Source organism: Pelagibius litoralis, assembly GCF_011683915.1.
In the GTDB taxonomy this organism is placed as follows: Bacteria; Pseudomonadota; Alphaproteobacteria; order Kiloniellales; family Kiloniellaceae; genus Pelagibius; species Pelagibius litoralis.
Genome location: NZ_JAAQPH010000001.1, coordinates 85339 through 110596, shown reverse-complemented (window position 1 = coordinate 110596; position 25258 = coordinate 85339). Strand labels below are relative to the sequence as shown.

The following is a 25258-nucleotide window of genomic DNA, read 5'->3' as shown; positions in this document are numbered from 1 at the left end:
AGAAGGCAGAAGCCGAGACGCAAAAGAAGAGTGTCCACTACCCCGGTGGGGTTAGCGCTCAGGCGTCCGTCATGAAAAGAGAGGAAATGGCGACCCCAACGGGATTCGAACCCGTGTTGCCGGCGTGAAAGGCCGGTGTCCTAACCACTAGACGATGGGGTCAAAGAGCGGAAAGGATGTAGCCGCTTCGCCCTTGGAATGCAACCCTCTCCGACGTCCACAGCGGCAGAATTCCGGGCTGTTCGACAGAAAACGCTAATAACCGGGCAGGAAGCCCCGTTCCGCCGGGACCGGCCGCTCCGTGAGCTGGGTGCCGCCGGGCGCCTCCGGCACCTCGATCGGGCCCTCGGCAATAGGGACCGCGCCGATCTCCTTGATCAGCTTTTCCAGCATGGCCGCGGCGAAATCCTCGTAGTTGTTGGCCGTCATCACGAAGGCCCCGGTGCCGCCGATGACCGATGTGCGATAGTAGGAATCCACCGAGGAATCCTCGTTGAGGATGGCGAGGCCATTGATGGTCACCCCCTGCAAAACCGCAAGGTCGCGCAGTTTCGCCGGCTGGGCCCCCTGATTGGCCCGGCCGTCGCCTGAGATATCAATCACCTTGCGCACGCCTTCAAAGCCATTGCGCTCAATCGCCCGCACGCCGAATTCTATGGCACCGCCGATGGCTGTTCCGCCGCCATCCAGAAAACGTGGTGTCGAATCAATAACTTCCGCGTAGGCCTCTGTCGATTGCGGCGTCGTGAGATGCTGCCAGTCGATGGCCACGTGCTGGCGGCGGTTGTCGGACCACTGGATCATGGCGATGGCGACACCCAGCTCCCCGGTCGCGCGAATCGCCGCCGCCACCGCCGGGTCGCGGAAGGCATCGGCAAAGCCGCGCATCTGCAGGTCGAATTCCTCGGCGGAGACCGAGGAGGAGGCATCGACCGCCAGGACCAGCTCAAGATCGACGACCTGTGCCGGGCCGGCGCTCTGGGCAAGGCTCCGCCGCAGGTCCGAAACATCATCATCCGCCCGGGCCAGACCGGCAGGAATGGTCAAAAACCCTAGGATAACCGCCGTTTTCGCCAGGATGGCCGCCACGGCCCTGATTGGGAACAAGGTCATGACAGGAAGTCTACCCACCCCGGCGGCCCTCTGTCGCGGAGAATAGGCCTGCTGACCGGAAATTGAAGGGAGCGGCGAAAAGGCCCGATGTCAGGCCGCGAGCGGCGCCGCATCCTCGACGATGAACTGCACCGTCTCGACCCCGCCCCAACGGTCGATCTGAAGCCGCCCTGCGACATGGAGCGGCAGACCGGCGGTTTGCAACAGCGCCGGGCCCAGATCGCTGTCCAGCGCGCGAAAAGCGATGGCCTTCAGGCGCCCGCCAGCAGCCCCGGAAAGGAAACAACGCACGTGGTTTTCACCGACGACCGAGGCCTGCGCCACCTTCACCGCCGGCAGGACGAAGCGCGGCTGAACATTGCCGACACCGAAGGGCGCACAGCGTTCCAACTGCGCCAGAAGCTCCAGGTTGGCGCTCTTGGGCTGCAAGGCACCGTCAATCCCCAGAGACGGACGGTAGGCGATCTCGGCAAGGCGCCGGCCCAGGCGGTCGTCCAGAAAGCCGGTGAGGTCGGCCAGGCGGCCGCTTTCCAGGGTGAGCCCCGCGGCCATGGGGTGACCGCCGCCGTTCACCAGCAGCCCGTCCTGACGCGCCGCGATCACGGCCGCCCCCAGATCGACGCCCGGCACCGAACGGCCGGAGCCCTTTCCAAGCGGTCCATCCAGGGCGATCACCAGGGCCGGGCGGTTGTAGCGTTCCTTCAGGCGGCTGGCGACGATGCCGATGACGCCGGCGTGCCAGCCCTCGGAAGCCGCGACCACAAGACCCTGGCCGGGCCCGTGGTCCTCCACCTGCCGGATCGCCTGGTCGAGAACCTGGGCCTCGATCTCCCGCCGTTCGGCGTTGTAGGCATCCAGCCGGGCGGCGATCTCAGCCGCTTCGCCGGGATCGTCACTGCACAGCAGGCGCGCGCCCAGGGGCGCCTCCCCCACCCGTCCACCGGCATTGACACGGGGCCCCAATAGAAAGCCCGCATGATAGGTGCCCGGGCGCTCATCAATGCGCGCCACATCGCTGAGGGCCGCAAGGCCTGCATTGCCGCGCCGGGACATGACCTTCAGGCCCTGGGCCACCAAGGCACGGTTGACGCCGGTCAGGGGGACGACATCGCAGACCGTACCCAGCGCCACCAGATCGAGCCACTGCCGCAGGTCGGGCTCACTCTGCCCCGACGAGCGATACCAGCCGCTGTCCCGTAAAGCGCGGTTCAGCGCCACGATCAGCATGAAGGTGACCCCCACCGCCGCCATCTGCCCCTGCCCGCTGCTGTCGTCCAGGCGGTTGGGATTGACCACGGCCGCCGCCGTCGGCAGACGCGGCTCCGCGGCATGATGGTCGACAACGACGACCTCCAGCCCGGCCGCCGCGGCCTCCGCCAAAGCATCAAAAGCAGTGATGCCGCAGTCGACCGTAATAGCAAGGCTGACACCACCGGCGCGCAGGCGTTTCAGCGCTGGGGCATTGGGGCCGTAGCCTTCGGCCAGCCGGTCCGGAATGTAGATTTCAAGATCGATGCCCAGGGCCGCGAAGAAGCGCCAGAGCAAGGCCGACGAAGTCGCACCGTCGACATCGTAGTCACCGAAAACGGCGACCTTCTCGCCGTCACCGATCGCCTTTGCCAGTCGTGCCGCCGCCCGCTCCATATCCGCAAAACCCGAAGGGTCCGGCAGATAGTCGCGCAGTGTCGGGCTCAGGAAGCGTTCCGCCTCTTCAGGCGCGACCCCGCGGGCGGCCAACACACGCCCGACAATCTCCGGCAAACCGAGCTGCTGGGCCAGGGCGAGACCATGGCGGGCCTCGCCCAGACGCTCTTCCCAGCGCTTGCCGGTCAGCGAGCGTTCGACGCCCAGAAAACAGCCACGCTCAGCCTCTCGCGATGCCCGGTCCTGCACTGCGGGGGGCGTCGCGGCCATTGCCGCTAGACGCCCAACTCGTCGTACCAGGTCTTGCGCTGGAAGTTGTGAAGCGCCTCAACATGGCGCACGGTCCCGGACTTGGAGCGCATGACGACCGAGTGGGTCGTGGCACCGCCGTGGAACCGGCGCACCCCCTTGAGCATCGATCCGTCGGTAACACCGGTGGCCGCAAACATCACATCGCCGCTGGCCAGTTCTTCCAGCTTGTACTTCCGGTCATAGTCGGTGATGCCCCAGCGGTCGGCGCGGCGGCGTTCGTCATCGTTGCGAAACACCAGACGCCCCTGGAATTGACCGCCGATGCAGCGCAGGGCCGCAGCGGCCAGAACACCTTCCGGCGCGCCGCCGACACCCATGTAGATATCGACCCCGCTATCCGGGCTGCTGGTCGCCATGGCGCCGGAGACATCGCCGTCGCCGATCATCACAATCCTGGCGCCGGCTTCCCGAACCTTGGCGATGAGTTCGCTGTGGCGCGGCCGGTCGAGAATGCAGGCGACCAGGTCCGAGACCTCTACTTTTTTGGCCTTGGCGAGGTTAGCCAGGTTGGTGGCGGGGTCCTCGTCCAGATCGACCAGGTCTTCCGGAAGGCCGCCACCAATCGCAATCTTGCTCATGTAGGTATCGGGGGCATTGAGAAAATTGCCCGACTCGGCCATCGCGATGACGGCCAGCGCATTCTGCCCACCCTTGGCGGTAATGGTCGTGCCCTCAAGCGGATCGAGGGCGATGTCGATGGCGGGCCCGCCGCCGCCGACCTTCTCGCCGATATAGAGCATCGGCGCCTCGTCGCGCTCGCCCTCGCCGATCACCACGGTGCCATCGATGCCCAGGCCGTTGAGCGACTGACGCATGGCGTTGACCGCCGCCTGGTCCGCGGCTTTCTCGTCTCCGCGCCCCATCAGGCGCGATGCCGCCAGGGCCGCCGCCTCGGTTACGCGGACCGTCTCAAGGGCAAGGTTTCGATCCATGGCGCTGCTGCTTGGGGCGGTTCCGGCGGGGGCAGTGCTTGCAGACATAGGTTCCTCATCTTTCTGATCGTGTCAAAAATCCACGATGCGAATCAGTTGCGGCGGCTCCAGGGTCGCCTCCAGATCGGCAAAGCGGGCCAGGGCGCCCTGCATCGCCGCCTCAGTTGTCTCATGGGTCATGATGATGACCGGCACGGCCTCTCCTTCGCCCTGGGCGCGTCCGCGCTGGAGCATGGATTCCATCGAGATTTCCGCATCACGGAGAACCGCTGAGACGTCGGCGATTACGCCCGGCTTATCGAGAACCAGCAAGCGCAGATAATAGGCGCAGCTGTGTCTTTCCATGGGCAGGGTGGGCAGGCGGCGCAAGCCGCTCGCCGCGATGCCGAAAACCGGCAAGGTCGCGCCCCGGGCAATGTCTATAAGATCCGCCACGACGGCAGAAGCGGTCGGCCCGGCACCGGCACCCCGCCCCTCGTACATCGTGGTATCGACAAAGTCGCCATCGGCCACAACCGCGTTGAAGACCCCGTCGACGGAAGCGATGGGCTGTCCTTTCCGCACCATGCAGGGATGCACCCGCTGCTCGACCGCCCCGTTCACCTGCTGTGCGACGCCAAGGAGTTTGATGCAGTAGCCCAGTTCCTCGGCGTAGGCCACATCAAGCGCGGAGACGTTGCGGATACCCTCGACATAGACGGCATCGAAGTCGACCTCGCAACCGAAAGCCAGCGCCGTCAGGATAGCCAGCTTGTGCGCCGTGTCGACGCCATCGATGTCAAAGCCGGGATCGGCCTCTGCATATCCCAGGCGCTGAGCCTCGGCCAACACCGCGTCGAAGTCCTGGCGCTCAATCGGGTTCGCGCCGGGCCCGCCGCCATCGGACATCTGGGTCAGGATGTAGTTACAGGTGCCGTTCAGGATGCCGTAGACGCGGCTGATCCGGTTCCCGGCCAGGCCTTCGCGCAGCCCCTTGATGATGGGGATACCGCCGGCAACAGCCGCTTCGTAGCCGATCGTGCAGCCCGCCCCCTCCGCCTGCCGGGCCAGGGCGGTACCGTGATGGGCCAGCAGCGCCTTGTTGGCGGTGACCACCGATCTTCCCGCAGACAGCGCCGCCTCGACGGCTTCCTTCGCCGGCCCTTCCGATCCGCCAATCAGTTCGACCATTACGTCGGCATCGGCGCGGGCCGCCATCTCGACCGGATCGTCGAACCACTGGTAGCCCGAAAGATCGATCCCGCGGTCGCGTGTCCGGTCACGGGCGCTGACAGCGGTTACCTGGACTGCCCGCCCGGCGCGCGCGGCGATAGCCTCGGCGTTCTCACTCAAAAGGCGCAGGGTTCCCGCACCGACGGTGCCCAGGCCGGCGACGGCTATGCGAAGAGGTGTGCTCAAGAAGCGATATTCCGAACCTTGGCGTCTTCAGGACCGATGCCTGAAGAGCGCAGAAACGATTTGATGTTGCGCACGGCCTGGCGCGTGCGCTGCTCATTCTCGACCAGACCCAGGCGGACAAACCCCTCGCCGTATTCGCCAAAACCAATGCCGGGCGCCACAGCGACCTGGGCTTCCTGCAGCAGCAGCTTGGAGAATTCAAGCGATCCCATCTCGCGCAGCGCTTCCGGCAGCGGCGCCCAGCAGAACATGGTCGCCGGCGGGCTGGGGATCGGCCAGCCGGCAGCCGCAAGGCCGGACACTAAGACATCGCGCCGGGAGCGATAGCGCTGGCGCATCTCCTCGACACAATCCTGCGGTCCATTCAAGGCTGCGGTTGCTGCCACCTGGATCGGTGTGAAGGCGCCATAATCAAGATAGGACTTCACCCGGCCAAGCGCGGCCACCAGATCCGGATTGCCGACACAGAATCCGATCCGCCATCCGGGCATGGAGTAGGTCTTGCTGAGCGAGGTGAACTCAACGGCAATATCGCGGGCGCCCGGCACCTGGAGGATGGAGGGCGGCGGCTGCTCGTCGAAATAGACCTCGGCATAAGCGAGATCGGAGATGACATAGATGCCGTGGTCGCGGCAGAAATCCACCACCGCGCCATAGAAATCCAGGTCGACGACCTCGGCGGTCGGGTTCGACGGATAGTTCAGCACCAGCGCCGAAGGCCTGGGCACCGAGTGGCGCACCGCCCGCTCAAGCTGCTCCAGGAAATCGAACTCCGGCCCCATGGGGATGCTGCGAATGGCAGCCCCGGCGATGATGAAGCCGAAGGCATGAATCGGATAGCTGGGGTTAGGCGCCAGAATGATGTCGCCGGGGCTGGTAATGGCCTGGGCGAGGTTCGCCAGGCCTTCCTTGGAACCCAGGGTCACGATGACCTCACGCTCCGGATCCAGGTCGACGTCGAAACGCTCCCCATAGTAACGGCAGAGTGCCCGGCGCAACCCGGGAATACCGCGCGACGTCGAATACCGATGAACCCTTGGGTCGCCCAGAGTTTCCACCAACTTATCGATGACATGTTTGGGCGGCGGCTGATCGGGGTTGCCCATCCCGAAGTCGATGATGTCCTGGCCGGCGGCGCGCGCCGTCGACTTCAGGGCATTCACCTCCGCGAAAACATAGGGCGGCAGGCGCTTTATGCGATGGAATTCCTGAGACATGGCCTCTTAAAGAAACAATCTGGAGGAAAGCTCTATCATCGGCGGATCGCTGGTCCAGCCCCGTGCTGCCAGACAATCCTCACGTCCGGACCATAGGCCCTGCGTCAGGACCTCGCCCGGCGCTTCTTGTAGCGAGGAGAGGCCTACTTTTCCAGGAAGATCTCCACTCTGCGGTTGCCCGCCTCTCCCGACGGCATGAACTCATGATAAACAGGCTCTGCATCGGCCTTGGCCTCCGTCGCCAGAGCGTCCGGGGAAACGCCCAGGCTCAGCAATTCAGCAGAAACCACATTGGCCCGTTCCAGGGACATCTCAAAATTGGCCACCTGGTGCTCGTCCGGCGTCGCGTTCTGCGTACGGCTGCTGGCGTGACCGATCACGCGCAGGCGCCCGCCGCGTTGCTCGTGCAGGGTCACAAGGTCACGCAGGACACCAAGGTCGTTCTCGTCCAGAACGACCGAACCGTGGTTGAAGAAGATGATGGCAGCAAGCTGGCCGGGGCCCGTCTCGGTTGGGGACGAAAGGCCGGCGAACTGCGTACTGGTGGTTACCGAATCCGCCGAGATTATGGTGGCGCTGGCAAAGGGATCGAGCTTTTTCGGTGCCGCGGTGATGAGCGGGGTCGGATCGGTGAAGCTCGCCTTGCTGCGGTCATCGGTGAGCTCACTCACGATCTCTTCCCTCGTCTCCGGCGGGGTGTGAGGCTTCGGCTCGCTCGGCACTTCCGCCAGGTTAGGAAATTCGTCCTTCACCCCTTCCGTCGTGACCTTCTGCGGCTGCTGCGCCGCGCGCTCTTCGGGCGATGTGGTCAGATCATCCACCGCAGTACAGCCGGCGAGCGAAAAAAAGGCCGCAAAGCCAACTGAAAAACACGCCATCCGGACCGGCCCATACCGCCGAGTCCGCCCTGCAGTCGTTGAAGCCTGACCCATCGCGTCCTGAAACTCCGTCATCTCGTTTCTTCCTTGCAAGGCCGCAAAGCCCGGTCATTCCCAGAAAACCGCCGACTCACAGCATAATCGGCTGACATTTCTCTGCTATTGAATAGACCGTACCCCCCTATTACTTTGCGGAGCATTCCAGCAGTCCCGCGCCCCGGCCCCAAATTCCTGCCCAGGGGTGGCGCGCACTTTTCAAGGCAGGATAAGGAAGCCGCCATGGCGGAGCAACAGCCCCCCGACATCAAACTGCCCGATCCCGTCGAATTCTCCAAGTCGATGGCGGGAATCGCAGAACGCAGCCAAAAACTGGTGAGCGAGTTCCTGGAGCGCCAGCAGCAGGAAGGCAACGGGGGGGCCTCGGCCCTGGATCCGATGAACATCGGCGCCGCCTTCATGGAAATGACCAGCAAAATGATGGCCGATCCGGCCAAGATGATGCAGGCCCAAATGACGCTGTGGCAGGACTACATGCGGCTCTGGCAGTCCACAGCGCAGCGGATGATGGGTCAGGAAGCCGACCCGGTGGCCGCGCCGGAACGCGGCGACCGCCGTTTCAAGCATTCGGAGTGGGATGAAAACGAGCTCTTCGACTATGTGAAACAGTCCTACCTGCTGACGGCCCGCTGGATGCAGTCGACGGTCAAGGACGTCGAGGGCCTGGACGACAAGACGGCGCAGAAAGTGGATTTCTATACCCGCCAGTTCGTCGATGCGATGGCACCCTCCAACTTTTTGATGACCAATCCGGAGGTTCTCAAGGAGACTTTGGAATCCGGCGGTGAAAACCTGGTGAAAGGCCTGGAGAACCTGCTGGACGACCTGGAGCGCGGCAAGGGTCGGCTGAAAATCAAGATGACCGATACCGAGGCCTTTGAGCTCGGCGCGAACATCGCCGTCACGCCGGGTAAGGTCGTCTACCAGAACGACCTGATGCAGTTGCTGCAGTACGAGCCCACGACGAAGCAGGTCAACAAGCGCCCGCTGCTGATCATCCCGCCCTGGATCAACAAGTTCTACATCCTCGATCTGCGGCCGAAGAACTCGTTCATCCGCTGGGCGGTCGAGCAGGGCCACACGGTCTTCGTCATCTCCTGGGTGAACCCGGACGAAAAGCTCGCGGCAAAAACCTTTGAAGACTACATGATGGAAGGGCCGCTGGACGCCCTGAACGCCATCGAAAAGGCCACCGGCGAGAAAGACGCCAACGTGATCGGCTACTGCCTGGGCGGCACCCTGCTGGCCTGTACTCTCTCCTACATGGCCGCCAAGAAGGACAACCGCGTCAAGTCCGCGACGTTCTTCACGACCATGATGGACTTTTCGGATTCAGGTGAACTGGGCGTCTTCATTGATGAGGTGCAGCTCGCCGCGCTTGAAGAGAAAATGAACCAGAAAGGCTATCTGGAAGGCGCCGAAATGGCGACCACCTTCAACATGCTGCGGGCCAACGACCTGATCTGGTCCTTCGTGGTCAACAACTACCTGATGGGCAAAGACCCCTTCCCTTTCGACCTGCTCTACTGGAATTCCGATTCCACCCGCATGCCGGCGGCCATGCACAGCTTCTATCTGCGCAACATGTACCAGGAAAACCGATTGCCTGAGCCGGGCGGCATCCGCCTAAAAGGTGTCGACATCCATCTCTCCAAAATCAAGGTGCCCGCCAGCCTGATATCGACGCGGGAAGACCACATCGCCCCCTGGAAGGCAACCTATGCCGCAACACAGATGCTGGGCGGCCCGGTCAAGTTCATCCTCGCCGGCTCCGGCCACATCGCCGGCGTTGTCAATCCGCCGGAGGCCAAAAAGTACGGTTACTGGACCAACGCCAAGAACCCGACGACGCCGGACGACTGGATCAACGCCGCGAGCGAGCATGGCGGTTCCTGGTGGCCCGAGTGGGGCAAGTGGGTGGGCGGATATAGCGACGGAAAGGTCGCCGCCCGCAAGCCCGGCGACGGCAAGCTGAAAGTGCTGGAGGATGCGCCGGGCAGCTACGCCAAGGTGAAGGCTCAGGACTGAGGCCCTGGAATTCCGTTTGCTGGAAGCAGTACCCGCCCCCCAGTGCAATCAGCCAGTTCGCTCTGCCATATAGCTCGCGGCTGTCTCCTGGTAATGCTCGGCGAGATAGGGAAGCTCTGCCAGTTCCTCTGCCGTCAATGTCCGCATGAGCTTGGCCGGCCGGCCGGCCCAGAGTTCACCCTTTGCGACCCGCTTGCCCGGCGTCACCAAAGCACCGGCAGCGACCATCGCTTGTCCTTCAACGACCGCGCCGTCCATCACCACCGCGGCCATGCCGACAAAAGCATTGCTCTCGATGGTACAGGCGTGGATCAGCACTTGATGACCAACGGTTACGTTGTCGCCGATCAGGGTCGGCATGCCACCGCCGGTTTCCCGGTAATCGCCGGAGCGGTCGTGGTTCACATGAACGATAGTGCCGTCCTGCAGGTTGGTGCCTGCACCGACCCGGATTTTGTTCGCGTCGCCGCGCAATACGCAGCCGTACCAAACCGAAGCGTTCGGCCCGATCTCGACATCACCGATGATCGTCGCCGTCTCGGCAATGAAGGCATCGGGGTGAATACGCGGCGTAACACCACGATACGGCAGAATATGACCCGGCATCGATCTTTTTCCTGAAACAAATGGGATGGCAGAACCGAAAGCTTTGTTAGCGGCGTAGACGTCGCACAGGGTACACCGGCAAGCGTCTCAGAAGAAATCCCTCTGACGCCAAGACCGACCGCTGGCAGGCCATCGCCGAGCCGACCCGCAACCGGATGAAGCGGAAACAAAAAAACGGGCTGCACATGCTGCAGCCCGTTTTCCGTTGGTCGATACTGTCTTCGCGCGTTTAACGCTTGGAGAACTGGAAGCTCCGGCGGGCCTTGGCGCGGCCGTACTTCTTGCGCTCGACGACGCGTGAGTCACGGGTCAGGAATCCGCCGCGCTTCAAGACCGGGCGAAGACCCGGCTCATAAGCCAGCAGAGCCTTGGAAATACCATGACGGACGGCACCGGCCTGACCGGAAAGGCCACCGCCCTTGACCGTGCAGACGACATCGAACTGACCGGTGCGCTCCACGACCACGAAAGGCTGGTCGAGGATCATGCGCAGCACAGGCCGCGCGAAGTATACGGTCTGGTCCCGGCCGTTCACCGTCACCTTGCCGCTGCCCGGCTTGATCCAGACGCGGGCCACGGCGTCCTTGCGCTTGCCGGTCGCATAGGAACGGCCCTGGGCATCGCGCTTGGGCTCAGCCACCTCGGTTACCGCCTCGGCCACGACGCCGGCAGCTTCGCCAAGGTCGCTCAGATCGCTCAGGGTTTGGGTCTCGTCAGCCATGCTTACTGGCTCCTCTTGTTCTTCGCATTCATCGCCGCGAGATCGAGGGTCTCGGGCTGCTGAGCCTCATGGGGATGCGCAGCACCGGCGTAAACCCGCAGGTTCGTCATCTGCTGGCGCCCAAGGCTGTTGCGCGTAATCATGCGCTCAATCGCCTTGATCACGACGCGCTCAGGATGCTTGCCGTCCAGAATCTGACCGGCAGTCCGCTCCTTGATGCCGCCCGGATGACCGGTGTGCCAGTAATAGACTTTGTCGGTCGTCTTCTTGCCGGTCAGTTTGACCTTCTCGGCATTGATAACGATGACGTTGTCGCCGCAATCCATATGCGGCGTAAAGCTCGGCTTGTGCTTGCCGCGCAGGATCTTGGCAACCTGCGAGGCCAAGCGGCCGAGGACGATCCCATCGGCATCGATCAGAATCCACTTCTTCTCAATGTCCGACGGTGTGGCGGAAAAGGTTTTCATCGTGCCAACCACTGTCTGAATGAATAGGGACGGAGCAGCGGCCAGGGGCCGCTCTTCGAAGAGGCGTTTTCTATGGGGACAGAGGTGGTCTGTCAATCGCAAAAAGCGCCCATTAGCTAATAACTTAGTATAGGGGTATTATAATACCACACAGGTAAAGCGCTATTTGTAAAGGAAACTTCGCGACCCGGCCCCAACGCGATCCTGAAGCTGACCGACCGGCAGGGAAAAGCCGCCGAAAACCTGGGCCAAAAGCCTCTATCCTCAGTCCCTCGGCGGGATCGAGTAGGTCGCCGTAACGTGGGAAATCGGGGCTTCCTGACCGCCCGAGGTCAAAAACACTTCCCCCACCGCCAAGCGCTTGCCCAGCTTGATGAGGCGGCAGTCGGCCCAGATGTCGCCGGGCAGCGGCTTGTTCAGAAAGTTGATCGAAAGGCTGGTCGTCACCGCCAGCGGCACATTGCCGATCGCACCCAGGACAGCCGCATAGACAGCGAAATCAGCCAGCGCCATCTGCGATGGCCCCGACACGGTACCACCGGGCCGTACATGGTCTTTGCTGGCCGGCATACGCGCCCTGGACCGGCCGAAACCAATTTCCTCGGTCACAAACCCATAGATTTTCTGAAAGGGGGCACTTTCTTCCAGAAGCCTGTTGAATTCTTCAAGCGTAATGCGGGGGGTCTGGCTATCTTGGTCCATCTGGATCGCGTCTTCCTTCTTGGATATCCTATCCGGGATAACCCACCCGGGGAGAGCCTTATTACCGCTTGATATCACACCAGCGGAAGCGCCAAAGTCACGCGAATACACAAAACCCAGAGGAAACCATGTCAGCCGAAGCCGCCAGCCTAAGCGAGCCCCCTCTTCTTCTTCGCTCCGACAACGGTGGCATCGCCCGCCTGACCCTGAATCGTCCACGGCAATACAATGCACTCTCCAGCGACTTGATGGCGGAGCTGCAGGATTGTCTGGATGAGATTGCCGAGGACCGGGCGGTACGGGCCGTCGTCATAGAAGGCGCCGGCAAGGGCTTTTGCGCCGGCCACGACCTGAAGGAACTGCGCGGGCGCAGCGGCGACCGGTCCTTCTATCAATCGGTCTTCAAGCAGTGCAGCAAGCTGATGGTGAGCCTGACAACACTGCCGCAACCGGTCATCGCCAAGGTGCACGGCATCGCGACGGCAGCCGGCTGCCAACTGGTCGCGACCTGCGACCTGGCCGTCGCTGCAGAGAGCGCCCGCTTCGGCACCCCCGGCGTGAACATCGGGCTGTTCTGTTCGACACCGATGGTCGCCCTCTCGCGCGCCGTGCCGCGCAAACAGGCGATGGAGATGCTGCTGACCGGCGACATGATCGACGCCGAGGCGGCGGTCGGCCTTGGGCTGATCAACCGGGCTGTTGCTGAAGAGGCATTGGAGAATGAAACCCTGGCCCTTGCCGAAAAGGTCGTTGCAAAATCCCCGCTCACTTTGAAGATCGGCAAGGAAGCCTTTTACCGGCAGGTCGAATATGGCCTGGTCGAAGCCTATGCCTATGCCAGCGAGGTCATGACGACGAACATGCTGGCGCGCGATGCCGAGGAAGGCATCGACGCCTTTATCGAAAAGCGCAAACCCGAGTGGCAGGGCCGCTAAGGCCCGCCCAGAAGCTGCCGACAGAAAGCCTTTCCCCCTATGCAACAGTTGCAAGAGTTCTGGGCCCTGGTCCTGGACGTCTGGAACCAAGGGTTCCTTGGAATCGAGATCAGCCGCCTGCTGGGCGCACTCGGTATCTTCCTGCTTTTCCTGATCTTCCGCCGCCTCTTCACAACCATCGTTCTGGCCCGCCTCAAGCGCCTTGCCAAGCGGACGGACGGACAGTTCGACGACGAATTGATCGGCGCCCTGGAACAGCCGGTGCGCTTTATCCCGGTGGTGATGGGCGCCTTCTTTGCCTCCGAATACCTGGGTCCTGAGGGCACATTCCAGCTCATCACGGACAACGTCCTGCGCTCACTCGTCGTGCTGACGATTTTCTGGGGCTTCTTCAATGCGATCGGCCCCCTCTCCTTCCTGTTCAGCCGGCTGGAGCGCGTCTTCACCCGGCCGATGATCGATTGGCTGGTCAAAGCCATCAAGATCGGCATCGTCTTCATCGGCGCGGCCACGGTTCTGGAAATCTGGGGCATCGAGGTCGGACCGATCATCGCCGGTCTCGGCCTTTTCGGCGTCGCGGTGGCACTGGGTGCCCAGGACCTCTTCAAGAACCTGATCGCCGGCATTCTGGTGCTGGCGGAAAAACGCTTCCACCCCGGCGACTGGATCCGGGTCGACGGTGTTGTCGAAGGTACGGTCGAGACCATCGGCTTTCGCTCAACGCGTGTGCGGCGCTTCGACAAGGCACCGGTTTTCGTTCCCAACGCCAAGCTGTCGGACAACGCGGTCACCAACTTCAGCGCCATGACCCACCGGCGCATTTACTGGAAGATCGGCGTCGAGTACCGCACCACGGTCGACCAGCTTCGCGAGATCCGCAACGGCATTGAAAACTATGTTGTCGGCAACGAAGACTTTGCCCCACCCAGCGAGGCTTCGACCTTCGTGCGCATCGACAGTTTCAACGACTCCTCCATCGACATCATGCTCTACTGCTTCACCAAGACGACCAACTGGGGCGAATGGCTGGAGATCAAAGAGCAACTGGCCTATCACATCATGAAGGTGGTCGAAGAGGCCGGCAGCGGCTTCGCCTTCCCCAGCCAATCGCTCTATGTCGAAAGCCTGCCCGATGACCGCCCCGAGCCTTTCGTGCCACCGAAGGACAGCCCGAGCGGGCACGAAACAAGCGCAAGTAGCGTAGCGGACTGATCCATGAGCCACAGCCTCGCCTACACCAACAAAGACCTGCTGGCGATCCTGCAGGACACCAAGACCATCGCCATGGTCGGCGCCTCGCCGAAATGGAACCGGCCAAGCTTTTTCGCCATGAAGTACCTTCAGGAAAAGGGTTATCGCGTAATCCCCGTCAATCCGGGGGTCGCCGGCAAGGAAATCCTCGGCGAAACGGTCTATGCCTCCCTCGCCGAGATCCCCGGCAAGTTTGAGATGGTCGACATCTTCCGCAATTCCGCCGCGGCCGGACCGATCACCGAGGAGGCGATCGCCGTTGCCAAGAAAAAAGGTATCAAGGTGATCTGGATGCAGCTCGACGTTATCAACCACGAGGCAGCGTGTAAGGCCGAGGCAGCGGGACTGACCGTCGTCATGAACCGCTGCCCCAAGATCGAGTTCGGGCGGCTCAATGCCGAACTGTCCTGGGGTGGCTTCAATTCCGGCATCATCACCGCCAAGCGACGCAGGGTCCGCCTGACATGAAGAACAACAAAACACCCGGCTTCGAAACCCGGATGATCCACGCCGGCACCCAGCCGGAACCCGTCACCGGCGCACGGCAGACACCGATCTTCCAAAACACCTCCTATGTTTTCCATGACGCCGACCATGCGGCCTCGCTGTTCAATCTGCAGACCTTCGGCTTCATCTATTCGCGCCTGACCAACCCGACGGTCGCCGCCCTGGAAGAGCGCCTGGCGAGCCTGGAAGGCGGCCGCGGCGCGACCTGCTGCGCCTCGGGCCATGCGGCCCAGATCCTGGCCTTCTTCGCGATCATGGCGCCGGGCGATCGCTTCATCGCCTCCAACCGGCTCTACGGCGGCTCCATCACCCAGTTCGGCAAGACCTTCAAGAAGTTCGACTGGCAGGCCGACTTCGTCGACGTCGACGATCCGGAAAACGTCCGTCGCGCCCTGACCCCCAGGACCAAGGCGATCTTCGTCGAGAGCCTGGCCAACCCCGGTGGTGTCGTCAGCGACCTGGAAGCCTTGTCGGCCATCGCCCGGGAAGCGGAGATCCCGCTGATCGTCGACAACACCATGGCGACACCCTACCTCTGCCGGCCCTTCGAATGGGGCGCGGATCTGATCGTGCATTCGACCACCAAGTTCCTCTCCGGCAACGGCACCTCGCTCGGGGGCGTCGTCGTCGATTCCGGACGCTTCGACTGGGCCAAGAGCGGTAAGTTTCCCGGCCTGGCCGAACCGGAGCCCGCCTATCACGGCTTGAGTTTCTACGAGACCTTCGGCGACATGGCCTTCACCATGCAGGCCCATGCGGTGGGATTGCGCGATCTCGGCGCGACGATGGCGCCGATGAATGCCTTCCAGACGCTGCTGGGTTGCGAGACCCTCAGCCTGCGTATGGAGCGCCACTGCGAGAACGGCCGCCGTATCGCCGAGTTCCTGGAAGGACATGCCGCCGTGGACTGGGTTTCCTGTGCAGCACTGCCCTCCAGCCCCTATCACGGACTGGCGCAGAAGTATCTGCCCGCCGGAGCCGGTTCTGTCTTCACCTTCGGGGTGAAGGGCGGCTATCAAGCCGGTGTGAAGGTGGTCGAGAGCTGCGAGCTTTTCTCCCACCTGGCGAACATCGGCGACAGCCGTTCCCTGATCCTCCATCCGGCCTCGACCACTCACCGGCAACTCACCGAAGAGCAACGTGAAGCAGCCGGCGCTGGCCCGGCTGTCGTTCGCCTGTCGGTCGGTCTCGAAACCGTCGACGATCTGATCGCCGACCTGGAACAGGCGCTGGCCGCAGCCGCTTAGTCCGGCCAGCCCGGTTCCGCCAGCGCCCACCAATCCAGCCAGCGGTCCTGGTTCGGGTGCTTTGGCTGCCCGGTAAGGGTGGCAAGGGTTCCTGCCACCTGATTGCGCAGCCAATCAGGATCGTCCGCAAAGCCGAGGCGTTCGATCAAGGTTGCGATGGTCGCGCGATCCGCCTGTCCGGCCATTACGACGGCCCAAAGTGCTGACGGCGCAGGCTCAAAATACTTCTCGGCCGGATTTGCCGCGGACGCCCATGGCTTAAGCAAAAGACCGGCGGGAACCCCCGATTGGCCGTTCAACCCCATGCCCCAGAGCAGCAGCCAATCGGCAAAGCCCCGGTTCCTGACCCTGACCTGCCCGCCGATCAGCGGTATATCACCCGCCGGCCCCTCACCAACCGCAAGGCGGGCGGCAAAGAACCCTTCGGGCGGCCCGGCCATCGCCAGACGATAGATCTCGTCCCGCAGGGTGGAACGGGCCGCATAGCTTGCAGGGGCCGCCAGGAGGTTATCCAGGCTGGTCGCCTCCGCAGCCCAGTCGAGGTCGCCCGCCGGCGCCGATGCAATGGACAAAGCGGACAGATCGTCGCCCGGGTCATCGGCAAGGCTCTCGCCCTGCACCCAGAGGGCGCCCAGGCCGCTCTCGGCGGTGCCGCCAACGTACAGGCCCGCCGTGCCGACGTGGAGATCCCAAGGGGTACCGCCATCCAGGCGCAGATCTTCGCGCCAGCCAAGACCATCGGCGCTCGACCAGACCGATCCGCCACCGCCCGCTGCCGTCGTCAGCATCCAGAGGCGCCCGGCGGCGGCCTGGAGATCCTGAACCCGTCCGTCCGGAAGAGAGACTTCAAGTTGCCGCAAGGTCGAACCGTCGCTTCGCCACAGGACGATACCGTCCGCCGCGTTGGCCGCTATGTACACCGCGTTCGCTTTACCGGCGAGCGCGGTGACAGGCAGATCTTCAGGCCAATCATTCAGCAGGGCCGTCTCTTCGCCATTGGAACGCAGGAGGCGGTGCTGGCCAACATCGATCAGATGGCCGAGAAAGAAGGTCTCTGCCGCGGCCAGACGCACCACCCGGCTGACCCGTCGCTCCGGCGTCGGGTGATCGTATAGCCGGCGCCAGGACATGCCGCCGTCTGAGGATCCTTGAAGGCCCGCGCGCCAAGCCGACGTCGCAGCAACCAGCCCGCCCCGCCAAGCGACCATGGCATGATTGTGGAAAGCCCGTGCGCCCGGGATCGCCCGGCGGCGCCAGGCCTTTCCGTCTGTCAGGGTGACCTCGGCCCAGCCGACCGAGTTTCGGGAGTCTTCAAGCGGCCAGTAGAGCCTGCCCTCCAGAACAACCGCATCACCGGCATCCTGACTGAACAGCGGCCGCTCAAACCGGACATCTCGATCAGCCAGGGAGAGGCTGTAGAGATCCGCCGAGTTGTGATTCACGCCCTTTACCGAGTTGGCAAACCAGACCCGTCCCTGGAATTCGATCAACTGCGACACCACCGGCCAGGGGCCGATCTCGGCAAGCGGACGAACAGTCGGGGCCTGCGCCGTTGCAAACCGTAGTGGAACCACCAACAGAACTGCCAGAACCGCAATCTGCACTTTGCGAAACATGGCCGAAAAACCCCCGCCGTTCGAGAAGCAGGCAGACTACAGGAGATGACAGCCGCGGCGCGGTTACCTTTGAGTCAAAAGAGCGTGAACCAAGGACAACGGAGATGGCCGTCAATCGTCGGGATAGCAGGCAACCTCAACAAGGTTCCCGTCGGGGTCGCGGAAGTAGACGGAGCGCATATCACCCAGCGCACCCACCGTCGCGACCGGCCCGCGCTCGATACCGATACCCCAGCCCCGCAGCCGCCTTGCGACCTCTTCCGGATCGACCGAGGCAATCACACAAAAATCCGCCGAACCGGGAATTGGCACGGCCGCCTTGGGTTCGACCGGCGAGGGATTGGGGTGAAGGTTTATCTTATGGTCGCCAAAGTGCAGCGCCACCCTCCCTTCACCAAACTCGACACGACGCATCCCGAAAACCGTCTCGTAGAAGGCGCAGGTTTCATCGATGTCGCGGACTGTCAGAACAAAGTGATCGAGGCGGTCAAGCTCCAAGGGCGTGGAAGTCATGGAAGGATACAAACTCTCATCGGGTAAGGACTACTCAGGGGTAAGGACTACTATTCGGCAGGAACAGCAACAGTCGCCTGTGGCCGTTTGTTTGGAAGAAAAAGGGTAGCAAAGGCTGCGCCCGCGGCAGCGATCGACAGGATCAAATAGAGCCAGACGTAGTCACCACTGCTCCCCTCGACCCAGGAAGCCAGGAGGATCGCCGGGTTGGCGACCGCAAAAGCGAGAACGAACTTGACCCCGTAAGCAAGGCCCCGATGCTTTTGCGGCGTATAGCGCGCCAGCAGCATGTTCTCCGCCGGCAGCGCAACCGCGCTCAACAAAACCGTCAGGACCGCAAGGGCAATCAGGGGCATCGATCCGGCTGTCGCGATCAGCGCCATAACCGGTATCTGCAGCGCAAAGGCGCCAACGTAAATCAGCTTCAAGGGAAAACGGTCGGCCATCCAGCCGCCCGCCAACTGCATGATCCCGCCTGCCGTATAGACCAGCGCAACAAGCACCCCGATGCCAAAGGCACCCTCTCCGGTGAGGTCACGCATGCGCAGATCAAACACCTTGGGCAGAGAGGCCTGGGTCGCGTGGAACATCAGACCCATGACCGACATGGTCAGCAACAGGATAAGGAAAACCCGGATCATGTCGTTACGCGCGGCCGGCGGATCCGTCGCCTCTTCCGGCCCCCCTTCCGAGACCCATCCCAATCGAAGCGCCAGGAAGAGTGCAATGCCGGTCCCAAGGCAGATAACGCCGGGCACGATGAAGGCTGCCCGCCAGCTGAACAGATCAATGAGCAACCCGGCGATCAGGCCCGCCGAAGCAACACCGAGCGAACCGAAGATACCGTTGACCGCCAGCGCCATGCCGCGTTTTTTGGCACTGCGCACAAGCCATGCAATTCCAACCGGGTGATAGATGGCACTGAACAGCCCGATGGCTGTAAGACCGAGCATCAGAGCGGCCGTCGAGTCCATCAGGCCGCAGACAATGCCGGAAAGCCCCAGGCCAATGAAGTAGACCGTCATCATACCGGGCGCCGACCAGCGGTCTCCCAGCCAGCCGGCCGGCAGGGCCGCAAGCCCAACCAAAAGGGAACCCAGCGCCCAGAGCTTCAGCAGTTCATGATTGGGGATGCCCCACTCCGCCTCAAGCGACAGGGCGATGACGAAGTAGAACGCTGTGAAGAGGTGCATATAGGCATGGCCTAAGCACGAAAACAGCAGCGCCAACCGCGCTGATCCAGCCTTCATGGCCCCCTCCATAGACTCCTTAGGTTCGGTGTATATGTTAAGCGACTACTCGACAAGCCGGGCAAGCTGCAAAGCTGCTATGCAGACGATAACTCATCATTGCGCTTAGGCCGATGCCATCATTGCGCCCTATTCGATCACGGCAGAGCCACGATCCCGCCCTTTCCTTGCCACGCTGCGCCATCAGGGTTCATGGCGATGCGAAAGACAAAGGCACCGCTGAAAAGCGGCAGAAAGGACGACATGATCGCGGGACAGGAATCGCGCAGTGAAAGCACACCCCTGGTCGCTACTCAACACGGAGATGCGAAACCGGAAGCGAGGATCGATCTGGAAAGACTGGTCTGGGATCCGGAGTACAGAAAAGCGGTGCGACATCTGCTTGATCGAGAAGAGTAAAGGGCAGTGCCCGCCAAGGGTCCACTTATCTGCTAACGGGGCGTCGTTTCCGCCTCGATCCAGACCAGAAAGTCACGGTTGCCGCCCGATATCGGGATGGCGACCACGCAGGGACAGTCGTAGCTGTGCAGCTTCTTGATCGCGGTCGTCAGCGGCTCTACCAGATCTTGGCGCGTCTTGAGAAGAAGCAGGCTCTCCTCGCCTTCCTGAACCTCACCATCCCACCAGAAAATCGGCTGCATCGCGGGGACGATATTGGCACAGGCCGCAAGGCGCGCCTTAACCATCGCACGCCCTATGGTCCGCGCCTCCCCGGCATCCGAAGTGGTGACATAGACCAGACTGGCCGGCACGGCGCCGCGCTCCCGATTCGCTTTCTCAGTAAAGCTATCGTAGCATAGGGGACAACACGGAGAGAGAGCATGGCCGAGATGTCCCCCACGGTCCAAGCGCTCGAACACGGGCGGCGACGCAACCGCCCCACTGTAACGCAGCTCGCTTGGTTGCGGCGCGGCCTGGATCAGGCCGGCGGCAAGTTACCCTTGTTCGACCATTTCGGTCAGAAGTATGACAGCCGGACGATCCGCTGCGCGATCGATCAGGGCTGGGCCGAACCCTGGTTCGACAATCCAACCAAACCCGAATGGATGGTCTGCAGGCTGACCGAAGCAGGCCGCAAGATGGCCTCGGCCGATGCAGGATGCAGCAGAGCAGAAGCACGGGAGTTGGTCGAAGACCTCTTCACCTGAGAGTCGGCAGGTTATCGGATCTGCTTGCGCCAGCGCTCAATCGTGCGCGGGATGAACCCATCCAGACCGCGCTCCGTCTGCCAATGATCTGAGAACGAAGCCGTGTCGCTTTGCGGGCGTTTGTCCTCGGGTAGATCGGCAAAGCGGATACGCATTGGCAGCACCGCGCCCTCACCCACCACCACAGCTTGCTGATTGCGCAAGGCCGGCAGACTGGAAAGCATTCCCTCGGCGCTCTCGGGCAAGGCACGCCGGATGAAATCCTGGTCCTTCTGATTGCCCATGCGCAGGGCAAAGAGCGTACTGCACTGGGAAATGATGGTCTCCGACAGCTCCGAAGGACGCTGGGAAACCAGACCAAGGGAAAGGCCGTACTTGCGTCCTTCCTTGGCGATGCGGGAGATGATCCGGCGGGTCGGCTCAAATCCCGAATGCGTGTCGTCCGGGATGTAGCGATGCGCCTCCTCGCAGACCAGCAGGACCGGTACCGCCGCGTCGCGCTCGCTCCAGACCGCAAAGTCAAAGAGCGTGCGGCACAGCAATGAGACGACAACATCGACGATCTCCGAGGGAATTCCGGAAAGATCGAAGGTCGTCAGCGGCTTGCCTTCTACCGGAACCCGGATGATCCGCGCCAGAACATCAGGCAGGGTATCGCGCACCGAGAGCCCGGAGAACATGAACGCATAGCGGCGATCCGCCCGCAGACTTTCGATCCGCGCCCTGAGCCGAAGGTATGGCTTGGCTTGCTCGGCCTTCTGCAGCTGCCCCATCGCCGCTTCGATATTGTGCAAAAGGGCGCTCAATGGATAAGGCACCGGCGTGTCGACGGTTACATGGCGCCGGGCTTCATCACTCTCCGCAGTTGCACGTTTGGCGGAGAGCACGGCGTCGTTCAGGATGAAGGCCTCTGACGAGCGGCTGATCTCGTCACGGCTGCACATGACCTCCACCAGTTCCTCAAAGTTCAGCAACCAATAGGGCAACTGCAGGGTCTCCGGCGTCACCACTTCCGCCAAGCCCCGGAAAGCATGGGCATACTCGTTGTGCGGATCCAGGAGGACAACGTGCCCGAAGGGATGTTCGGACAAGATGGCATGGAGAACGGTTGCCAGGGCGCAGGACTTGCCTGAACCGGTCGTGCCGAGAATCGCGAAGTGCTTTCCAAGCAGATCGTCGGTCACCAAATAGGCGGGCAGCTGGTCATCCTGGTGAAGGGTACCGATGCGGACGTTGGACGCCTTCGGGCGCTTATAGATCTGCTGCAGTTCCTGCAGCGTGGCGGCAACAATCGGCTCGCCAAGTCCCGGGTAGACCGACACGCCGCGCAACAGATCGAAACCGCTGTCCGCGCCGCCGTCGGCATCAGCTTCCAGAATGTATTCGCCGAAGAGGTCGATCTCCACGACCCACTGTTCGCCAAGAGACGGCGACGGTGACGGATTGCCGGTCGAGAGAGCGGACACGATGCCAAAGGCGACCGACCGGGGTGTCGGCATCTTCACCAAGGCGCCGATCTGTACCGCTGTGTTCAAACGCGCCGCCGTCTCGGCATCCGGCCCGACAGAAACCAGGCTGCCAGTGATTTTGGCGCCACTGACGGACACGATGTGCCCGACCGTCATAGCCGCCGACGGCACAGCTGCCGGATCTGCTGGAGCAGCCTGGAGATTCTTCACCGTCTGCATCTATCAAACCCTCGTTCGCAGCCCTCAAAGAGGGCGGATTGGGGGTAATCATTGCAGCGAGACGTTAAGTAAAGGCGAAGGATAAAACTTTAGGGAAACGCCCTAAACTACCGGCATTCAAGGATTTTAAACCATAGGATGCCTAGCATGGAAAAGACAGGGCGGTTGCGTGACCGCCCTGGCCGCGACGCTTACGTCCAGGCAATGGAGTTTGCCCTCATGTTGACCCGTTTCCATCGCGCCGTCGGCCCGCTTCTGTTGGTCGCAGCCACCCTGGGCCTTTCAGGCTGCCAGGCCATGTACGACGATACCAAGGGCTGGGCGAATCGCCTGGAAGCCTCGGTAATGAAGGCGGCTGAAGATCTCGCCAAGGGCACCGACCAACAGCATGGCGGTCAAAGTGGACTGGCGTGGGCAGAGGAAAACAGAGGAGAATTCGATACCACTGCTTCCGGCCCAGGCACCGTCCAGGAGGCTGCCACGACGATGGTCATGTCCAGCGGCACCCCCGGACCTGCCCCCGTGGAAACCGCCCAACCCGACATGAGCCAAACAGAGCAGCCGGAAACGCAGCAACCGGCCAGCGATCAAACACCGGCTCAGCCGCAGACAGCAGGGCCGATCGATCCGACCGGGCCGGGCAAGACGAAAGCGGCCAACAGCGTCCCCCTCCCAAGAATGAAACCGACCCTGACCGTGGCGGAGAAGCCGAAAGCAACCGAAAAAGACAGCAAAGCAAAAGCGGCGGAAGCGAAGCGGATGGTGATCCACCTCTCCTCCCTGCGGAGCGAGCGGGCGGCCAAGAAGGAGTGGGAGGCGCTGAAGCGGGCCTTCCCCGAGCAGCTTTCTGAAATGCTTCCCCGTTTCACCCCTACCGAAATAGCCGAGCGCGGAACCTTTTACCGGATCCTCGCCGGTCCCTTGCCGTCGAAGAAAGCCGCCCGCCAGGTTTGCAAAGCCTTGAAGGCAAAGAAACAGTACTGTCAGGTAATGAGCGAGCCCCCCTCCGCCTGAAGGCCGGTTCAGATTCCAAAGCAATGAAGGCCTAAAGCGGTTGAGGCGCCGGCAGGAATTCAGTCGTTCGGCCGGTTACATAGTAGGCCAGCAATCCCAACCACTCGTGCAGGGCTATGTAGGCGAGACCCAGCGAACTATCGGGCTCGCGCGGCCACATCAGGGTGTCGGGCTCGGTCCGGAAGTCCACCGGGTGCGGCACGACGGAAAGGCCGGCGGCCCTGAAACTGGCCACGGCCCTCGGCATATGCCAGGCGGACGTAATCAACAGCCAAGGTCGCTCTTCATCCCCGGCAAGTTCCGCAGACAGACGCGCGTTCTCGGCCGTGTTTCGAGACCTTGCCTCAAAGCGTACCTGGCTTAAGGACAGGCCCTGTTGCTGGAAAAGCAGCCGCGTGATCTCTGCCTCATTGAGGCCGCTGGGAATCAGACGTCCGCTATAGCCGGTCACAATCAGCGGCCTTTCAGGCATTGCACGATGCAGGGCGATTGCCGTTGTCAGACGCTCTGCAGCGCCGTTCAGCATCGGCTGGCCGCGTGCCGCAGCGACCTGCCCGCTGTCCGTCGCGCCGCCAAGAACGATGATGCCTGCAACCTGCGGCCCCTCGACCGGGGTCGCGAAGCGGTTTTCCAAGGCCCGTACAGCCAGCTCCGGAAGCGGGGTCAGCATGATCGCGCCGCCATAGAGCAGTAAAAGAAGGCCGCAAAGCCGCCCCAGGACGCGCCACTGCAGCGCCCGGAAGAATATCCAGGCCACCAGCAGAAAAATCAGAAAGTGGAGTGGTTTCAGAAGAAACCAAGCTATCTTGGAAACTAAGAAAAAACTTATATCCATCTGATTTTAAGCACTAATTTTTGAATGATCTGCGGAACGAACCTCAATCCCCCGACCGTGCGGTGCAGTGAGAGGCAAAGGCCGGCAGGCAACAAAAAAGCCGCTAATCCTCAGCGGCTTTTCAATGAAATGGTCGGAGCGGCAGGATTTGAACCTACGACCCCCACACCCCCAGTGTGGTGCGCTACCAGGCTGCGCTACGCTCCGCCAATTCACTCTGCGCGATCGACCGCGCGGCCTTTGTATAGCTGGGGATCCTGGGGATAGCAATGCCTGCCTTCCCGGCTGCCCCAGCCTTCTATTTCGCGTTATTCAGCAGGTCCCTCAGCGCGGTGAGCTCGGCGATAATCTCGTTCAGCTCTTGGGATTTGTCAGCTCCGACAGATGCCGCTTCGCTGGCCGGCGCAGCGGCATCCGCAGCCTGGGCATCGTCCTTGGCGCGGCCTTCGCGCAGCAGCTTCTGGACGCCTTTGATGGTGTAGCCTTCGCTGTAAAGCAGATCCCGGATCCGCCGCAACAAAGCGATATCTTCGGGCCTGTAGTAGCGGCGCCCCCCACCTCGTTTCAGAGGCCGGACCTGACTGAACTTACCTTCCCAGAACCGCAAGACATGCTGCGGCACGTCGAGCTCTTCGCTGACCTCACTGATGGTCCGAAAAGCTGACGCTGATTTACCGGCAGAACGACTGGCTTGCATGCTGACCCTATACTGTCCAGCTGATTGAAGACTTTAGTGAGATGGCTCGCTGACGGCGCTGCTCAGCGAATCATTGATCCGATTCTTAAGAACATGGGAAGCACGAAATACAAGAACGCGGCGCGGCAGAATAGGTACCTCTTCGCCCGTCTTGGGATTGCGCCCAATACGCTCACCCTTCTCACGGACCGAAAAACTGCCGAAAGACGAGAGCTTGACCATCTCGCCGCGCACCAGGGCATCGGAAATCTCATTCAATACGGATTCGACAAGATCAGCCGACTCGTTCCGCGAAAGCCCTACTTCCTGATAGACAGCTTCGCTCAAATCCGCCCTTGTAATAGTTCCGCCAGCCATTCCCCCCTCCTATGATTTTCTAATATCCACGACCTTAGCCCAACGGTCTTATAGGGTCAATTATGCAGGGAATACCGTAGGATGCGACTAATTTTTGACGCAGCCTGACAAGCCATCGGATAAGC

General features: G+C 62.1%; 26 protein-coding genes and 2 tRNA genes. 8 read left to right on the top strand and 20 right to left on the bottom strand.

Translation table 11 applies throughout. The annotated features are described in order from the left end of the window. Positions 1-87: 87 nt before the first annotated feature. The 7 genes from HBA54_RS00565 to HBA54_RS00535 all read right to left on the bottom strand — a co-directional run bounded on the left by HBA54_RS00565 (position 88) and on the right by HBA54_RS00535 (position 7569). A tRNA-Glu gene (locus HBA54_RS00565) sits at positions 88-162 on the bottom strand. Between the two features lie 93 nt (positions 163-255). Further along, positions 256-1113 carry a DUF1194 domain-containing protein gene (locus HBA54_RS00560; protein ID WP_167220366.1) on the bottom strand — a complete coding sequence of 286 codons (858 nt, stop codon included), beginning with the start codon at positions 1111-1113 and terminating at the stop codon, positions 256-258. Between the two features lie 90 nt (positions 1114-1203). Continuing rightward, positions 1204-3027 carry a single-stranded-DNA-specific exonuclease RecJ gene (recJ, locus tag HBA54_RS00555; protein WP_167220365.1) on the bottom strand — a complete coding sequence of 608 codons (1824 nt, stop codon included), beginning with the start codon at positions 3025-3027 and terminating at the stop codon, positions 1204-1206. A gap of 5 nt (positions 3028-3032) precedes the next feature. Next, positions 3033-4001, bottom strand: a complete 969-nt coding sequence (glpX, locus tag HBA54_RS00550) for a class II fructose-bisphosphatase (protein ID WP_167220867.1) — start codon at positions 3999-4001, stop codon at positions 3033-3035. Positions 4002-4073: 72 nt separating this feature from the next. Next, positions 4074-5399: a homoserine dehydrogenase gene (locus HBA54_RS00545; protein ID WP_167220364.1), complete on the bottom strand. Its 1326-nt coding sequence runs from the start codon at positions 5397-5399 to the stop codon at positions 4074-4076. Then, on the bottom strand, positions 5396-6616 hold the full coding sequence (locus HBA54_RS00540; RefSeq protein ID WP_167220363.1) for an LL-diaminopimelate aminotransferase: 1221 nt from the start codon (positions 6614-6616) through the stop codon (positions 5396-5398). Before HBA54_RS00540 ends, HBA54_RS00545 begins: the two co-directional genes overlap by 4 nt. A gap of 143 nt (positions 6617-6759) precedes the next feature. Then, the gene (locus tag HBA54_RS00535) at positions 6760-7569 is read right to left on the bottom strand and encodes an OmpA family protein (protein WP_205944342.1); all 810 of its coding nucleotides are present in this window, start codon (positions 7567-7569) and stop codon (positions 6760-6762) included. Positions 7570-7773: 204 nt separating this feature from the next. Here HBA54_RS00535 and HBA54_RS00530 point away from each other — a divergent pair, with 204 nt between their 5' ends. Further along, a complete protein-coding gene (locus HBA54_RS00530) occupies positions 7774-9579 on the top strand; it encodes a PHA/PHB synthase family protein (RefSeq protein ID WP_167220361.1) in 1806 nt (601 codons plus the stop codon). A gap of 48 nt (positions 9580-9627) precedes the next feature. On the opposite strand, the gene HBA54_RS00525 is transcribed toward HBA54_RS00530, so the two are convergent. The 4 genes from HBA54_RS00525 to HBA54_RS00510 all read right to left on the bottom strand — a co-directional run bounded on the left by HBA54_RS00525 (position 9628) and on the right by HBA54_RS00510 (position 12075). After that, positions 9628-10185, bottom strand: a complete 558-nt coding sequence (locus tag HBA54_RS00525) for a gamma carbonic anhydrase family protein (protein WP_167220360.1) — start codon at positions 10183-10185, stop codon at positions 9628-9630. Between the two features lie 229 nt (positions 10186-10414). Next, positions 10415-10906 (bottom strand): 30S ribosomal protein S9, encoded by a 492-nt coding sequence (gene rpsI, locus HBA54_RS00520; RefSeq protein ID WP_167220359.1) that lies wholly within the window; start codon positions 10904-10906, stop codon positions 10415-10417. 2 nt (positions 10907-10908) lie between these two features. Then, positions 10909-11373, bottom strand: coding sequence for a 50S ribosomal protein L13 (rplM, locus tag HBA54_RS00515; RefSeq protein WP_167220358.1), 465 nt, complete (start codon positions 11371-11373; stop codon positions 10909-10911). Positions 11374-11637: 264 nt separating this feature from the next. Further along, positions 11638-12075: a PaaI family thioesterase gene (locus tag HBA54_RS00510; RefSeq protein WP_167220357.1), complete on the bottom strand. Its 438-nt coding sequence runs from the start codon at positions 12073-12075 to the stop codon at positions 11638-11640. Between the two features lie 128 nt (positions 12076-12203). Between HBA54_RS00510 and HBA54_RS00505 the strand changes: the two genes are divergently transcribed. From HBA54_RS00505 to HBA54_RS00490, 4 genes are read left to right on the top strand one after another with little or no spacing between them, the layout of a single operon-like run. Then, positions 12204-13010 (top strand): enoyl-CoA hydratase, encoded by an 807-nt coding sequence (locus HBA54_RS00505; protein ID WP_167220356.1) that lies wholly within the window; start codon positions 12204-12206, stop codon positions 13008-13010. A gap of 39 nt (positions 13011-13049) precedes the next feature. Then, positions 13050-14222 (top strand): mechanosensitive ion channel family protein, encoded by a 1173-nt coding sequence (locus tag HBA54_RS00500; protein WP_167220355.1) that lies wholly within the window; start codon positions 13050-13052, stop codon positions 14220-14222. Positions 14223-14225: 3 nt separating this feature from the next. Next, on the top strand, positions 14226-14729 hold the full coding sequence (locus tag HBA54_RS00495) for a CoA-binding protein (RefSeq protein ID WP_167220354.1): 504 nt from the start codon (positions 14226-14228) through the stop codon (positions 14727-14729). After that, a complete protein-coding gene (locus tag HBA54_RS00490; protein ID WP_167220353.1) occupies positions 14726-16015 on the top strand; it encodes an O-acetylhomoserine aminocarboxypropyltransferase in 1290 nt (429 codons plus the stop codon). Before HBA54_RS00495 ends, HBA54_RS00490 begins: the two co-directional genes overlap by 4 nt. Here HBA54_RS00490 and HBA54_RS00485 read toward each other — a convergent pair. The 3 genes from HBA54_RS00485 to HBA54_RS00475 all read right to left on the bottom strand — a co-directional run bounded on the left by HBA54_RS00485 (position 16012) and on the right by HBA54_RS00475 (position 19394). Next, a complete protein-coding gene (locus HBA54_RS00485) occupies positions 16012-17631 on the bottom strand; it encodes a hypothetical protein (protein WP_167220352.1) in 1620 nt (539 codons plus the stop codon). The genes HBA54_RS00490 and HBA54_RS00485 overlap by 4 nt on opposite strands. A gap of 111 nt (positions 17632-17742) precedes the next feature. Then, positions 17743-18144, bottom strand: coding sequence for a VOC family protein (locus HBA54_RS00480; protein ID WP_167220351.1), 402 nt, complete (start codon positions 18142-18144; stop codon positions 17743-17745). A 50-nt stretch (positions 18145-18194) separates the two neighbouring features. Then, positions 18195-19394 (bottom strand): MFS transporter, encoded by a 1200-nt coding sequence (locus HBA54_RS00475; protein WP_167220350.1) that lies wholly within the window; start codon positions 19392-19394, stop codon positions 18195-18197. Between the two features lie 198 nt (positions 19395-19592). Here HBA54_RS00475 and HBA54_RS00470 point away from each other — a divergent pair, with 198 nt between their 5' ends. Further along, complete coding sequence (locus HBA54_RS00470; protein ID WP_167220349.1) at positions 19593-19793, top strand: hypothetical protein; 201 nt, start codon at positions 19593-19595, stop codon at positions 19791-19793. Between the two features lie 32 nt (positions 19794-19825). Here the strand turns inward: HBA54_RS00470 and cutA are convergent, their stop codons facing one another. Then, the gene (cutA, locus tag HBA54_RS29400; protein ID WP_167220348.1) at positions 19826-20146 is read right to left on the bottom strand and encodes a divalent-cation tolerance protein CutA; all 321 of its coding nucleotides are present in this window, start codon (positions 20144-20146) and stop codon (positions 19826-19828) included. A gap of 69 nt (positions 20147-20215) precedes the next feature. Between cutA and HBA54_RS00460 the strand changes: the two genes are divergently transcribed. Next, positions 20216-20542, top strand: coding sequence for a hypothetical protein (locus tag HBA54_RS00460; protein WP_240932427.1), 327 nt, complete (start codon positions 20216-20218; stop codon positions 20540-20542). An 11-nt stretch (positions 20543-20553) separates the two neighbouring features. Here the strand turns inward: HBA54_RS00460 and HBA54_RS00455 are convergent, their stop codons facing one another. Beyond that, the gene (locus tag HBA54_RS00455) at positions 20554-22230 is read right to left on the bottom strand and encodes an ATP-binding protein (RefSeq protein ID WP_205944341.1); all 1677 of its coding nucleotides are present in this window, start codon (positions 22228-22230) and stop codon (positions 20554-20556) included. A gap of 147 nt (positions 22231-22377) precedes the next feature. Between HBA54_RS00455 and HBA54_RS00450 the strand changes: the two genes are divergently transcribed. Then, complete coding sequence (locus HBA54_RS00450; RefSeq protein WP_167220347.1) at positions 22378-23244, top strand: SPOR domain-containing protein; 867 nt, start codon at positions 22378-22380, stop codon at positions 23242-23244. Positions 23245-23275: 31 nt separating this feature from the next. On the opposite strand, the gene HBA54_RS00445 is transcribed toward HBA54_RS00450, so the two are convergent. From HBA54_RS00445 to HBA54_RS00430, 4 genes are all read right to left on the bottom strand, one after another. Continuing rightward, complete coding sequence (locus HBA54_RS00445) at positions 23276-24001, bottom strand: YdcF family protein (RefSeq protein ID WP_167220346.1); 726 nt, start codon at positions 23999-24001, stop codon at positions 23276-23278. A gap of 208 nt (positions 24002-24209) precedes the next feature. Continuing rightward, a tRNA-Pro gene (locus tag HBA54_RS00440) sits at positions 24210-24286 on the bottom strand. Between the two features lie 91 nt (positions 24287-24377). Then, the gene (locus HBA54_RS29565) at positions 24378-24776 is read right to left on the bottom strand and encodes a MerR family transcriptional regulator (protein WP_167220345.1); all 399 of its coding nucleotides are present in this window, start codon (positions 24774-24776) and stop codon (positions 24378-24380) included. A 33-nt stretch (positions 24777-24809) separates the two neighbouring features. After that, positions 24810-25133 (bottom strand): integration host factor subunit alpha, encoded by a 324-nt coding sequence (locus tag HBA54_RS00430; RefSeq protein WP_167220344.1) that lies wholly within the window; start codon positions 25131-25133, stop codon positions 24810-24812. Positions 25134-25258: the final 125 nt, after the last annotated feature.